Genomic DNA, 14,042 nt, shown 5'->3' on the forward strand with positions numbered 1-14,042 from the left:
CCTTCCCTTTGACGGCCTGAGCCGGACAAACCTTCTGGCAAATGCCACACTGAATACAATTATCAGCATCAATTTTTAAGCCCGAGTTCGACAGTTACTAGGCAAATAAAATACCCGTAAACCCTTCTATTAACGTTCATAGGGACATTTTGTGAACAAAGCCTGTATGTATGAGGCGGGCGGCGAAAGTCGTTCGCCTCATGCGTTTTATGCAATGTTTTCCTCGTCTGTATTTTCTTTGATCGGATCCACGCTGTCCATCACACCCACGTCGCGATAGACGATGCGGATGCTCTGCTCAGCGGTGCGGGAGTACTTTTCGCCGCGTTCCCCGACCTCAATGCGACTGATAAAGAGACGTAAGATTTCCGGTGTCAGCTCACTGATTTCAGTATACCGCTTGGCCTTCTCGATAAAGGCTTCCACGTTGGCGGCGGAATCCCTGAGCTTCTCCAGTCGTGCTTCCTTCTCGGGAATGGCTGCCGATAGTTCCTTCTGCTCGACATTGTAATCGCCGGAGAGAATGCGGAACTGCTCGTTGGTGACGCGCCCCAGTACGTTGTCCTCGTAGAGACGCTTGAATAGTGCGGTCAGCTCCGTGTTTCTGCGCCGCATGGAATCCAGTTCCTTCTGTACGGTATTGATCTCCCGGCGAAGCTCCGCGCTGTTTTTCCGGTTGATGTACTCGGCGAACAGTCTTTCCTTCTGCCTCGCAAAGTGCGTTACCCTGCGCAGGTCATCAAGGATAATCCGCGTCAAATCCAGCTCCCGGATGTAGTGTGCCGAGCAGACCTCCTTGCCCTTCTTTTTGTAGGTGTAGCACATGAAGTTGTTCTGCGTCGCCTTCATCGTGTGCGCCCGGTGGAGCACCAGTGTCTTTCCGCAATCGGCACAGTACACCAGTCCCGAGAACATATTCGGCTCGTCCATTTGCTTCGGCGTCCGCTTTTTGTGCTGACGTACATCCTGTACGATGTCCCACAGTTCCTGTGTGATCAGCGGCTCATGAGTGTTCTCCACCAGAATTTGCTCCGATTCCGGGTGGCGGATGAGCTTCTTGTTCTTGTAGGACAGCGTCGTGGAGCGCAGTCCCGCCATGTGCCCGAGGTAGGTTTTGTTATCCAGAATGCCGGTGACCGTGCTGCCACTCCAGCTGTACGGTCTGGTGGTATCCAGCGACGCATGGGAGGCTCCTGTCTTGCGGTAGTAGTAATTGGTGGGTGTCAGCACCTGCTCCTTCGTCAGCAACCGCGCGATCTGGTTCGGACCTTTTCCCTCGGCGCAGAGGCCGAAGATGCGCTTGACGATCCACGCCGCTTCCTCGTCGGGCACGATCCCCTTGCGGACGGCTTCATCCCTCTTGTAGCCGTAGGGCGGCCTACCGCCAAGAAGCTCGCCGCGCTCGGCCTGCGCCCGTTTCACAATGCGCACCTTTTTGCTGGAGTCCTTGGCGTAAAGCTCGTTGAAATAATTGCGCATCGGGGTGAAATCGTTGGTTTCCGAATAGAGGGAGTCAACGCCGTCGTTGACCGCGATGAAGCGGATGCCCCGCTGGGGAAAGTAGATTTCCGTGTAATACCCGACCTGCAGATACTCGCGTCCCATCCTCGAAAGGTCTTTCACAATAAGTGTTTCGACCTCGCCGTTTTCGATCAGCTTCATCACATCGTTCCATGCCGGAAGGTTGAAATTGGTGCCGGAGTAACCGTCGTCATACAGGAATTTCACATTGGTGAAGCCGTTTTCCAAAGCATATTTCTCAAGGAGCATCCGCTGGTTTTGAATGCTGTTGGAGTCGCCCTTGAGCTCGTCCTCCTGGCTGAGCCTGCCGTAAAGTATGTTGTATTTTTGGTTTGCCATCTTAATTTTACCTCCTTCTTTTGAGGCAAACCGGTACGGTATATTCATCATACCGCACCGGCTTCCGCAAGTCTATTGATTTCAGGCACTGTGCGTCTCTTTTTCAATCTCTGTGTCGATGAGGGCCAGCAGCTTGTCCGTGGGTGTGCGCTCGATGCCCGCCGGGAACACCGAACAGACGCGGTACCGCCTGCCCTCGATGCACATGGAGCGGTTGGCAATGGTCTGGGTTTTATCAAAAAACATGGTAGCATCATCGAAGCATGGTGCATATTTCCCGTTTTCTTCTTCCTCATGCACTATCTCGGCAGTTTCGTAAGCACCAAGAATTCCCGTTTCCAGATAATGCCTTGCAATCATTTTTTCTCTGTCCATAGGTATCCTTTCTCCCTTACGGGGTTACATTATCAAGTTCATTTCCTGCTCTTGCTCGCTCTGAAGCTTGTGCCCCTGCGCCAGCTTTTTTAGGGCTTCACGCTGACGCTGCTTGCTGTCGGTGAAGACGTGAGGCTGGAGCGGAGGCGGTGCGTTCCCAATATTCTCGATGCTCTTGCCCAGCCGGACAGCGTCGGAAAGAACAGTTTCTGCCGGATACATCTGCGACAGCCAGCCCTCGGACGGCTCTGGAGTCTGTGGCGTAAAGCCATGCTCGGCGCGATAATCAAACAGCTTTTCAAGGTTTTCCTTGAGATAGGTGTCGTCATGCAGGCTCCGGTCACGGCATTTTTGTCCCTCTGGCGTGGTGTACAAGATGTATTTGTGCGCATCGTCCCAGCGCACCTCATAGCCCTCGTACTCCATATTGGCGATAAAATCTTTGCGGGTAACGGAGTATTCCAAGGCCTCGTCGATGGCCTTTATCAGCCGGAACTTCCAGCTCTTCCCGCGCTCGGCGGCACGGTATTCGCCTGGTGTCAGACGCTTTTTTCTTTTCTGATTTGTGTATGGCTCCAGCACAGAGAAGCCGTGCGCTCTGCAGATTTCATCGTTGACTTGCCGCTGCTCTTGTAATGAAGTGGGCGACAGGTGAAGCTTTTTCCCGTCCTTGAAGCTGACCGAATTGACGATGATATGCGAGTGAATGTTATCGGTATCGGTATGGGTAGCCACCACGCACTCGTAATTTGGGAATAGCTTTTCGGTCAGCTCTCGGGCTATCTCGTTGGCCTGCCACGGCGTGATGTTCTCCTTATCCGAGAAGGAATGGACAAAATGATAGAAGCAAACGTCAGATGTTTTTCTGAACATCTGCTTCGTCGCCATCATTTCGAGGTAGCTGGTATAAGGGGTGCAGTTGACGCCACTTTCGATTCGCACGCCATCATAGCGTACTTTTTTGTCCTGCAACACATAGGCCAGTGCTCCAAGCATCCTTCCGCAGGACTGCTTCTTTACTTTCACTCGTGTAAAAGTCGCCATCACCGCACCTCCAGAATTTTCTTGAGCGCCGAGAAAATATCGCCGTAGGCATTGGTGAGGCGGTCAATCTGTTCCGGGTAGACCCTGCCCATGTGAGCGAGAATTGTCAGTTGATTCAGGTTTCTTCCCTGGGCTTTCAGCTCCGGCACCAGCGCTTCCAACCCGTCTACGACATTGATTTCTTTATTCAGTGCCGAGGCTGTGAGATAATCGGTAACGGTCAGTTTGGCTCGTTTGGCGTTAATTTTTATCTTGTTCAGGTCAGCGGAACTGACCCGAAACGCATAGGTTTTATCCTTCTGTTTTTTCATATTGTACTCCTTTCGTCACTGGGGTGTGGGGCAGCGCCCCGCTTACAGCGACCGGCGTATAGCCGGACGCTTTGCTTGCCCCTCCCAAAGGGAGGGCTTCCGTATCCAAGCCCCCGTATACAGGGTCGACAGGGTCGATATTTGGGGTATTGGAGGTAGTCCCCGCTTTATCGGCACTGTCGTCACCGTCGGCACGGGTTAACTCAATGAGGCGTTTGCCGTTGCTTCGGCGGATGTCGAAAGTGATTCCCGCGTCCATAAGCGCGTCACGGTTTTGCAGGATGCGCTGGGATATCTTCTTCGGTGATATTTTCTTTCCACTCAGAGAACACAGCGCATCGGTCAGCTCCGTTGGAGTGCCGGTGAAGTGAGAGCCGGATTTCATAAAGTCAGAAAGAAGGAGATTTTAATTTTTCAAATCTTTGCACCGCGCTCCCGGCCAGGTTCCTGCCCTGCGGCCTTGCATGACCAGCACGGCGTTCTCATTTCATTGGCACGCTCGCCTGCATTTGCAGGGTCTTGGCATGTTTCCCCTGAAAGTATCCATTCCGGGCACGGTTATTCAATTTTTAATCTTTTTTTGCCCCGATTTCATTTTTACAAATGCCGTGGTAAAATGATACAGAGAATGCAAATAATTTATTTTTGAGAAAATTCATTATTTACAGGGGAGGGCAGCATGTTTCCGTATTTCAAGGTTTTCATCGACAATCAGTCGTTCATGAACATCCTCTGGTACTCAGATGAACATAAGCACGGCTTCCGGCGCAGCGGGCAGATCGGAGAAGGGCTGGTAAGCTTCTGCGAGCTTGATCTGACTGCCCTTGAAGAAAAAATAAAAGAGCTTGCCCGCGTACCGCTGACAAGCACGAATTATGACATGTTACGAAAGAGTATTTTTGACGCAGCGGAGCTACTGAAGGATAAGCATGACTATGCTTTTTTCTTTCTGGTGGGCGCGCTGAATAATATCCTGGCTACGCCGATTTATTTTAAGGATGATATTGAAACGCGGAGACTGGAGCAGCTGCAAAGCTGTTTTGCTATTCTGGAGGATGTGCCGACGCTGCAGGAGATATTTCAGTATGCCCTGCGCTTCTGCCTTGATAAGGACAATCTGTCTGACCGCTCGGCATCCGAAAGGCTGGTCGGCTTCTATTTTCAGTTTCCGGACTTGAACAAGTTTACCGTGCAGACGGGCTTCGCGGTGGCTCCGGTGAAAAAGGGTGCTTTGGATTACGAGAGGGTTGCGGAAATACACAGAGAAAACATTACGGACACCAGACAAACGCTGGAGGCCATCCACGAAGATCGCTCCAAGGTCAGTCTGCTGCCGTATTATCACATTCAGTCGCTGGATGAAATGCTGTTCCTTGAGTTTATGGAAATGCTCAAGCACGGCATCCAGGTGAAGCGGTGCGGATTATGCGGACGATACTTCGTACTGATTGACAAGCGCAAACGGGAGTATTGCGGAAGAGAATATTCAGAGGGAAAGACCTGTCAGGATGTCGGCCCTATGCTCCATTACGAACAGCGTCTCGAGACGGATACTTATCTGCAGAAATTCGAGACGGAGTACAATAAGATCTACTCCCGCTTTTACCGCGCCGACGGGAAGCTTGCTTCCGAGCGGTCCGGCAAGGATATGACGCGGGGGGAATTCCGGGCGTGGTCAAAGGCTGCGTCCAAAGCAAAAGCCGATTACCAAAAAAGATTGATAACCGGCGAAGAGATGTTGAGTATTGTACAGTCGGAGACTTAATCTCAATATTAACCTGACATTTTCTCCGATCAAGGAAATGGAGCATTTAAACCTGCTGTTTTGCCAGCGGTTCCTGATTGCTAAAGCAATTGGCCATTTTTCTTCAGGAGATGGCCAACCAGTTACTGCACTCGCTGACCTGCTGGGACAGGGAAACGTCGAAGCAAGTGTTTCAGTTGCTGTTGGATGAGGCGTTTAATTGATAATTTCTCGTTGCGGCACGTCGTTCATCGGACATCGGTGCAGAAGCCGGCTGAAAACGGTGTTGCTTCGATGTGAACGCCGTCATGGTATCCGGCAACCGGCATTACTCCCACTCCAACGGTTTCTAAGCCCGGCAGGACAGATTAAAAAGACAGGCGGTGTATCTGTTTGGCACCGCCTGTCTTTTTAATCCGGCTATTTTCTATTTTCGATTGACTCTTGTATATTTCTTTTATTTGCAATATGCAAATAAAAGTAGTATATTGATTGTATCATTACAGGATGAAGGAGATGGGCGTTATGCTTTATCTGACCGTGAAGGAGGCCGCGGAGAAATGGGGGCTGGGCACCCGGATTGTTACCTTATACTGCGTGGAAAACAAAATCGAGGGCGCTGTCAAACGGGGCAATCTGTGGCTGATACCGGAGCATGCCCGGCGGCCTGCCGATAAACGGCGCCGTGAGCAGCCGGCTCCCCAGCCCTCGCTTTCGGACGACCTTGCCCGCCTTCTGGCGGCCACCACCGTTCCCATGCCCATACATAACCCTGACGCTATTTTGGACACGGTGCGCGAGGAAAGGCTGTCGCTTCAATACGAGGCGGAGCTTTCTTATCTGCGGGGCGATTTTGCGCGGACAATGCGCTGTTATCAAAGGACTGACGGGGACGACGCAGCGCGGCTTCGCGCCTGCCCGGTAACGATTGCGGCGGCCATCAGCCTGGGGGATTACCGCGCATACATCGAGATAGACACTTATCTTAAAAAATGCGCGGAAGTCCACAGGGGCAGCGGTGCGGCAGCTTTTGCGGAGCAGGCCCTTGCTACCGCCGCCGTGAGCATCATTGCGCCGAACATGGCCCCAGACTGGCTGAAAGAAGGGGATTTCAGCGCCCTCGCTCCACAAGCAAAGCCGAATGCCCTCTATTTGCGCGCGAAGTATTTTCACTGTTTACATAAGTATGACGCCATGCTGGCCGTGGCGCAGACTGCCCTGACCCTGTCCGCACAGCCGCAGGGATTCACGACAACCGATATTTATCTGCGGGTGACCTGCGCCGTCGCCTGCCATTGTCTCGGACGCGACGACGAAGCCCGGCGCTGGCTGCTGGAAGCCATGCGTATTTGTCTGCCCCACGGCTTTATCACGCCCTTCGCGGAGGTCGTTACCGCGCTGGGAGGTCTGATGGAGCAGTGTCTGGAACGGGAGTTTCCCGCCTGCCGTGAGGCGGTTCTCGGACAATGGAATCGCACCTGGAAAAACTGGATCACTTTTCATAACCAATTTACGAAGGATAACATCACGCTTATGCTGACCTTGCGGGAATATCACCTCGCTTTGCTTGTGGCGAAGCGCGTCCCTTACGCCAAAATTGCCAGGCAGCACTGTATTTCCGTGGGCAGGCTCAAGAACATCATGCTGGAGATTTACGAAAAGCTATATATATCCGGCCGGGAGGAGCTTGTAAAATACATTATGTGAGCTGAAAAAACGTGACTTTTTGAGGGTGAAAAGTCACTCCCTAAAAAATGGATTTTCCCCTATGATAGTATTGAAAAACTATCATAGGGGTTTTTTATATCCCCGTTGCGAAAAGGAGCGTGAACGGATGCGCCCGGAGCAAAAGGAACCATATAAGGTGTACCGGGCGGGAGGCCGGGAGTTTCCCGTTTACCTTGAGTACGACGAGCAGCTTCAGGAGAGCTACCCGGCCTACCCCGACTTTGAGGAACGCCCGGAGTATACCGGCGAGGGCCGCCCCTTCGCCACGGCGGAGCAGGAGAGCTGCCCCCACTGCAAACCGAAGGCTCCGGGAGAACCGACACCCGGCGACTGCGGCGGCTGCGGCTGGTTTTACCGGGAGCAGACGCCCTGCGACCCCATCGGCGTCTGCATGTGCGAGGCGCTGCGGCGCAAACCTAAATCAGGTGAGGAGCAAAGAGAATGATATGGAAACAAAGGATGATTGTTTTATCATAGTCCAATACAAGGAGGTCATGAGAATATGAAGACGGCGCAAAAACGAGTCTTTAGCCTGCTGCTGTGCGTTATGCTTGCAATCACCATGCTGCCGGTGAATGTGTTGGCGGACAGCGGTTCAGCCGCACCCGCACAGCTTTCCGCTGCGACTGCAGGCGGTACTTCCGGCAATCCGGCCGGGCAGTCTTCCACCAATGCAAACGGCGGCACAATTGAGTTTGATAACCCGTTTGGGGACGTGAAGCCCGGCGACTGGTTCTTTGATGATGTGGGCTTTGTTTACACCAGCGGTCTGATGACCGGCACCGGAACGGAATCATCGCTGTTCAGTCCCGATATGCCCATGTCCCGGGCTATGCTGGTCACGGTTCTGTACCGTCTTGCGGGAAGCCCGGATGTCTCCGGTCTGCCCAACGCTTTTACCGATGTGCCGGAAGGCTCGTGGTACAGCAGCGCGGTGGCGTGGGCGGCGGCGAACGGTATAACCGGCGGCGTTGGCGGCAACCGCTTCGCACCGGACGATAATGTCACACGCGAACAGGCGGCGGCGATCCTTCTGAGATATGCGCGGCTGATCGGAAAGGGACCCGCCGGCGAAGCAACAGGCGGCTCTGATTTTGCCGACAAGGACAAAATCTCGGATTGGGCTTTGGAAGGAGCCATGTGGTGCAGCATGTTCGGCGTCATCACAGGCAAGCCTGGGGATAACGGCATGCTTTTTGACCCGCAGGGAAACGCCACACGCGCGGAGCTTGCGGCGATGCTGCATAGGTTTTCGGATAATGTGGTCAACAGCCCTGCCGATGAACAGCCTGCCATGCCTGCCACCGGCTCTTCCTCCGGCTCGGGCTCAGGCTCAGGCTCGGGTGATTCTCTGACAGTCTCCTTTGAAACCAACGGCGGCACCGCAATAGCTCCCGTTTCTGTGCCCCGGGGAGGCAAGCTTCCGGATGTGTCAATCCCCCTCAAGGACGACTGCACCTTCACGGGCTGGTATACCGACAGCAGTCTGACCCAACCCTTCTATTCCGACGCCCCCATCACGAAGAGCATGACTCTTTACGCATCTTATGCCGACAAGGACTATAACTATAAGGAATACGTCGATTCGGTCAAGTTTCTGCCGGACTGCGAAGATGATATAACATTCGAAATTTTGTCTCCGGAAACCATCGACAACGGCAATCTGGATAAGTACATAACAATTAAAGATAAGGTTAACGGAGATGAAATCCCTGACGTTACCGTAATGAGTCAGGGCGGAAACGTTTATGCCATTTCACCCAAGGCGCCCTACACTTACACTCCCGGCGACACCTATGAGCTTTCCCTGAAAGACGAAAGCTTAAGCTTCAACAATGAAAAAGAAGAAGTCCGCACCATGGCCTTCAGCATTAAAAAGCCCGAAACCTATGATGTTCAATTTAAGGATGGCATCGTATATCTTCTCTGGAGTCAGGTAAATGTAATCGACAGCGGTGTGTACAGTCTGCCGAAAGTTTTAGCCGACGACAAAGGGATCGCGGCCGGAACAACTATATGCTTAACTGACGAGCTTGATTCAAACGGCCAGGGAATTCTCAACGAAAACTCCAAGATCCGCAATGTGCTGAGCATTGTAAACACGGATTCAACAGACCCGCAGCGCGTCATGCTGTTTACCGAAGCCAGCAGCGTGGACGACGTTTATAAGCAGCTTGACGTTTATTTGAAGCAAAGCGTAGATCCGGAGAACATAGCCAGCTCCATAAACATCCAAAAGCTTGAGCAGGATCTGAAAACAAGCGAGGGCACGATGCGATTCACCAAGCTTCTGGCGGTGGCGCTCAATGAAAGCCAGACGGTGGCTGCCATGACTTCGTCCGCGGACGTGACCAGTTCGGCGGCGACACTCATGTCCAGTTCCTCCTCGCCATTTGCCGAGCCCACAGAAAACAATGATAAGCTTTCCATTACCGCCAATGCCCTGGTTTCCGGATTAACCGTCACCGCATCAATCGGCACGGCCAGAAATACCAATTTTCCCGGCGCGGTCGACAACAATTGGGTCGTGCTGACAATAAAATTCAACTACAATGCGACAATCAAGAAAGTCCAGGTGAAGGCCGACTTTACCTTCAAGGAGTTCATTACTCTTTCGACGGGAGCGAAGACCGGCCTGAATCTCACACAGGGAATCTATTTTGACGCCTGGATCGACGCTTACTCGCAGACGGATGTGGAATTCAACGTCCTTGTCAAGACAGTGGACGTAGACGAAGAGTACTTAGATATCACCGCTGAAATCCAGAAGCTTATCGACGGCTTTACGAAGGACAATTCCGATGTCCCCGAAATCATCAGGGAGGTTTTGGGCTCGAAAGGCGACTACATAGACCTGGTGGAGGTCAATATTTTCGAGCAGTCGCAGGATGTCAAGATGCCGGCGCCCGTTTTGCAGTTTAAAGAGAAGGGCGACTTTGTCGTCCGGCTGAATCTCGCGGTGGGACTGTCGGCCCAAAGCACCATCTTATCCGCCAGCCGCATAGGCATCAGGGGCGGCACGAGCCAGGACCTGGAAACGTACAGGTACGGGCTTGAAGGCGACGGCAGGCAAAGCCTCGACCTGTACTGCGCGGGCTATTTGGGAGTCAAGGCCGGCGTAAGGCTTACCGTAAGCGTCAATTTCTATGGCCTTGAATCCCTGGGTAGAGTCGGCTTCACGGGAGAAGTGGGCGCCTATATGGACCTGTATGGCTTTTTGCAGCTTCATTTGCTCAAAGCCGGAGCCGCCCCCGACATCAACATGAACGGCGGCGTCTACATGGAAGTAGGCATCTATTTGGAGCTGAAAATCTTTGCCGAGTCGGAGTTATTCAGCGTAAAGGCGGAGCTTTCCGTACTGGATAAGAAATTTCCTTTCTATACTCTGGGCAACCGGTATGTGCTGTACAGATTCAAGAACGCCGGCAAAACCGTGCTGATCAACCAGAACGACTACTATATCAGCAACAGCGGCCTGCTGGATTGCGAGATGCTCGACCTCACCACCGGGCAAGTGATCAAAGGCGACTATTCCAAGCTCAGTAAATTCTATTTCAAAATATCCAACCCGTGGATGATCGATTGGAATGATGAGAATCATATTCAGGTCCAGCCGCAATATTTTGGGAGAACATATTACGGCGTCCGTGTTCCGAAAGGCACCCAGCGGCTGGACGCCTCGGTGCAGGTTTATTATGGCGGAGACAACCTCTGCTTCAGCAGCCGGGAAAAGGGCTACACCTATAATGAGATCAAGCTCATATGGATCGACCCCAGCATTGACCCCAAAACGGTCAACCTGAACCCCGTGACGGCAACCTATGTGGTTAATCTGGACGGGGAAAAGACAACCGTGCAGACAAAGTCCCTGCTTGCGGGTACCGTCCCCGGTTCTATCGACCTGTCTTCCTGGCTCAAGGACGCGGCAATAACCGGGTATGAAAACGACTGGGATGCCGCCATTTGGCAGGATGCCACCTATACCATAAACATGACAAAACTGCAGATGCTTGTATCTTACATGTACATTCAAGACGGGCAGTGGCATTACGAGGTATATGCCGCCGAAAGCGGCGACACGCTGCCCGTCCCCTCAGGTTATCAGTCGCCGGGCCCGGGACGCACTTTTAAGCACTGGATAAGAAGGGATTACAGGTATATTGATAATGAGTACCCTACGACGCAATACCCGGTGCTGACGGCTGAATTTTTCAATTATTTACAGGAATGGTGGGAACATAAGAACTTTATCCATACCGGATACGACAAAACAAAGCCGGTCTATTCGTTTGCCGGCACGCTGGATGAGTGTCGTGAGAAGTTCGACGAGAACCAGAAAACCATGACCGTCCTGTTCAACAATGTGGCAGAGTATGACACTGTCCGGGTATACATCACGTTCAACTATCCCAGGATGCAATACACGGCTTATGGGCAGAATTTCGATGTAATGTATGTCAGTGAATCATTCTTATTCGATTACGGCAAGACTCCTTTGCCCCCGCGCCAAAAGAGCTATCCCGGGTGTACGATTTTAGGATGGAGCCACAGATACGTCGCCGCGGCGGATTACGCTTATGACGGGCTGCCCCCGGCTACACAGGATACCTATTACAATCTTATTGTCGAATTCAAGCAGCGCCGGATCATATTCAAAACGGATATGGGAACCTTTGCTGACGGCAGCGCCACAGCCGACTCCGGTATGATTCCATATCCGGATTATCTGAAGTATGTGGAGGACTTCCAGAATGCCAACAACGCCCTCACGATCCAACCGGTGCAAAAGGACGGCGTACTCTACAAATTCCATCACTGGGACGTGGACTACTCTCAAGACAAGCAGGGCATCCAGACCTGGAACGCGGTGTGGGTCGCCGCTTCCGGCCAGGAGTTCACCGCCACCTTCAACGCCGGAGAGGGAGCCGCGTTCCCCGGCGGAAGCACAAGCGTTTCCCTCCGGGTCACTTATGGTACGCGCCTGAATTTGGCCTCGTACGCCCCTGTTAAGGCCGCAGATAACCAGTACACCTATACGCTGACAGGCTGGAAGGATCAGGACGGAAATACCTACGGCCTGACCGATACCGTCACCGTTCAAAAGGATATGACCTATACGGCGGTCTACACGCCGGCCGAGAGGATGTATACCGTAACGGTCAGCGCCGGAAGCGGAGAATTCCCTGACGGCACCAATACAAAAACCTTTACCGGCAAATACGGAGAGGATACGAATATTTCGGAAAGCATAAGCGACCCCACGCCTCCCGGGGGCAATTCCGATTACCATTATGAGTTCGACGGCTGGTCGGAAGCTCTCCCGGACAAATTTACACAGGATATGACCATCACCGCGAAGTACAGACAGGTCGAAAACGAGTACACCGTCACCTTTGACGCCGGCAGCGGTTCCTTTGAGGGCGGCTCGACTACCATAACACAGACCTATCATTACGGCGATGTAATCGTTCCTCCCGATGATCCGACCAAAGCGGAGAACGAATACTTCCGCTATGAGTTTACAGGCTGGTTCCCGACGCTGACTGAGGGAGACACCGTTACCGGCAACCGCACATATACGGCAAACTACCGTTCCGTTCCAAAAGGTGCGACGCTGCCGGAGAGCGGAATTACCGTGACAAACGGCGAAGTGACCGAGGATATCAGCGTGGGCAGCATCTCCGGCTATACCTACGAAATGGTCGAAACGTTTGACGGAACTACTGTTCCCGTCCTTACGATTACGGGAGACGGGCTGACCTTCAGCGGAACAGGCAGCGACGTATACGTGAACATTGACGGCGCGACAAACTCCGTTACCTTCGATAATCTGAACATCTCGGTCAGCAAAAAATATTTTGACAGCATAAATGTTGAGGAAAGCAGCAGCCCGTTGACCGTCAACATTGAGGGGAACTGCTCTTTCGAAATTACATTGTCGTCAGATGAAGCTCAGAATGTCATGCGCATTGAGCGTCCCACCCGATTTGCCGGTACGGATAAAACCGAAGACTCGCTGCGTATCGTCACTTCAGGGGGTAAGGCGATTTACGCCTCGAACAACCTGACATTTGATACCCTGGATTTGGCAATAGACGCGGCAGGAGGCGAAGGCATCGATATGGGCTCAATATACGCGCTGAGCGCAGATGTGGGCGAAGGGGAGCAGTCCGTGTGCCGCTTCGTGTATTCCGATGTTGCCATTGCCTCAGACGGCGGCGGATTCATGTTGGGGTCGATTGGCATAGAAATCCAAAACAGCGTTTTGGGCATGAATTGTGACGGCCCGGCAGGAATTCTTGGCGGATTTGCGGTCGATGCTTCCAATGTGACCATTGCAGCCGGGCAAGGGCTTTGGATTGACGGAGACGCCGCATTCTCCGGAGCTTCGCAAATCAAGCTGACGGCAGAGGACGGTGCGGCCATAAGCGCTGCAAGCGGTATAACCGTACCGGATGACTACGATTTGGGCGGCGCGTCAATCCGACTTTTGACAGACAGCTTAACAGGCGATTATTACACCTTTGCCAATGAAATAGAAGGCGTCTGGACTCCAGCATCAAATGTGGAGATAAACTATCCTTGAGGCGCTGAAAAACCTGTTGGGCAGGGTATGGCGACCTTTTGTCGCGACCGGCGCTGCCGGCGGCAACGCCGGAAAGCTCGCTCCGACGGGTACCACCACCCGCGCCGAAATAGCCCAGGTGCTGTATAACCTGTTGGGGAAATAATGTAGACAATAAAAGAAGCAAAAAAGCAGAAAGCCAGCCGCTTAATAGTGACTGGTTTTCTGCTTTTCCTGTTTTCCGTAACGGTTGCCCCTTGGTTCAGTTACTGTCCCTATGGGTGATAATCCTTGACACAACAGGGTTTACAGGCGTTTTTTAATGTTTTGTGCGTGTAACTATGCTTTCGGTTGGATTTCAAGGAACCTCGGAGGCGCCTCAACCCCAATAGCCGCAAAGGTTTCACGCTGTTTA

The 14,042-nt window shown here is 52.6% G+C and carries 10 protein-coding genes and 1 pseudogene; 5 read left to right on the forward strand and 6 right to left on the reverse strand.

All coding sequences use genetic code 11. The features are described from left to right. From HPY74_16090 to HPY74_16115, 6 genes are all read right to left on the reverse strand, one after another. Positions 1 to 94 (reverse strand): 4Fe-4S binding protein (locus HPY74_16090; GenBank protein ID NSW92164.1); only part of this gene is annotated, 94 nt, incomplete at its 3' end. Positions 95 to 207: 113 nt separating this feature from the next. Further along, a complete protein-coding gene (locus HPY74_16095) occupies positions 208 to 1,866 on the reverse strand; it encodes a recombinase family protein (GenBank protein NSW92165.1) in 1,659 nt (552 codons plus the stop codon). A 75-nt stretch (positions 1,867 to 1,941) separates the two neighbouring features. Beyond that, positions 1,942 to 2,235: a hypothetical protein gene (locus tag HPY74_16100; GenBank protein ID NSW92166.1), complete on the reverse strand. Its 294-nt coding sequence runs from the start codon at positions 2,233 to 2,235 to the stop codon at positions 1,942 to 1,944. Between the two features lie 24 nt (positions 2,236 to 2,259). Then, the gene (locus HPY74_16105; protein NSW92167.1) at positions 2,260 to 3,279 is read right to left on the reverse strand and encodes a relaxase/mobilization nuclease domain-containing protein; all 1,020 of its coding nucleotides are present in this window, start codon (positions 3,277 to 3,279) and stop codon (positions 2,260 to 2,262) included. Next, entirely contained in the window at positions 3,279 to 3,590 is a 312-nt protein-coding gene (locus HPY74_16110; GenBank protein NSW92168.1) for a plasmid mobilization relaxosome protein MobC, read from the reverse strand. The genes HPY74_16105 and HPY74_16110 overlap by 1 nt, the downstream gene beginning before the upstream one ends. Continuing rightward, positions 3,571 to 3,975, reverse strand: coding sequence for a hypothetical protein (locus HPY74_16115; protein ID NSW92169.1), 405 nt, complete (start codon positions 3,973 to 3,975; stop codon positions 3,571 to 3,573). The genes HPY74_16110 and HPY74_16115 overlap by 20 nt, the downstream gene beginning before the upstream one ends. Before the next feature lie 945 nt (positions 3,976 to 4,920). Here HPY74_16115 and HPY74_16120 point away from each other — a divergent pair. The 5 genes and pseudogenes from HPY74_16120 (at position 4,921) to HPY74_16140 (ending at position 13,648) form a co-directional block, all read left to right on the forward strand. Continuing rightward, a complete protein-coding gene (locus HPY74_16120; protein NSW92170.1) occupies positions 4,921 to 5,355 on the forward strand; it encodes a hypothetical protein in 435 nt (144 codons plus the stop codon). Continuing rightward, positions 5,336 to 5,545 carry a hypothetical protein gene (locus tag HPY74_16125; protein ID NSW92171.1) on the forward strand — a complete coding sequence of 70 codons (210 nt, stop codon included), beginning with the start codon at positions 5,336 to 5,338 and terminating at the stop codon, positions 5,543 to 5,545. The genes HPY74_16120 and HPY74_16125 overlap by 20 nt, the downstream gene beginning before the upstream one ends. A 314-nt stretch (positions 5,546 to 5,859) precedes the next feature. Then, positions 5,860 to 6,024 (forward strand): annotated as a pseudogene (locus tag HPY74_16130) (AraC family transcriptional regulator). A gap of 1,078 nt (positions 6,025 to 7,102) precedes the next feature. Then, a complete protein-coding gene (locus tag HPY74_16135) occupies positions 7,103 to 7,507 on the forward strand; it encodes a hypothetical protein (GenBank protein NSW92172.1) in 405 nt (134 codons plus the stop codon). A gap of 57 nt (positions 7,508 to 7,564) precedes the next feature. Then, positions 7,565 to 13,648: an S-layer homology domain-containing protein gene (locus HPY74_16140; GenBank protein ID NSW92173.1), complete on the forward strand. Its 6,084-nt coding sequence runs from the start codon at positions 7,565 to 7,567 to the stop codon at positions 13,646 to 13,648. The last annotated feature ends 394 nt before the right edge of the window (positions 13,649 to 14,042 follow it).

This window comes from Bacillota bacterium (genome assembly GCA_013314855.1).
GTDB lineage: Bacteria > Bacillota > Clostridia > Acetivibrionales > DUMC01 > Ch48.

What these genes read in the sequence shown, in the direction of transcription:
- HPY74_16105 (NSW92167.1), bottom strand. Translation starts at nt 3,279, where the DNA reads ATGGCGACTTTTACACGAGTGAAAGTAAAGAAGCAGTCCTGCGGAAGG.
- HPY74_16110 (NSW92168.1), bottom strand. Translation starts at nt 3,590, where the DNA reads ATGAAAAAACAGAAGGATAAAACCTATGCGTTTCGGGTCAGTTCCGCT.
- HPY74_16140 (NSW92173.1), top strand. Translation starts at nt 7,565, where the DNA reads ATGAAGACGGCGCAAAAACGAGTCTTTAGCCTGCTGCTGTGCGTTATG.
- HPY74_16115 (NSW92169.1), bottom strand. Translation starts at nt 3,975, where the DNA reads ATGAAATCCGGCTCTCACTTCACCGGCACTCCAACGGAGCTGACCGAT.
- HPY74_16100 (NSW92166.1), bottom strand. Translation starts at nt 2,235, where the DNA reads ATGGACAGAGAAAAAATGATTGCAAGGCATTATCTGGAAACGGGAATT.
- HPY74_16135 (NSW92172.1), top strand. Translation starts at nt 7,103, where the DNA reads ATGATAGTATTGAAAAACTATCATAGGGGTTTTTTATATCCCCGTTGC.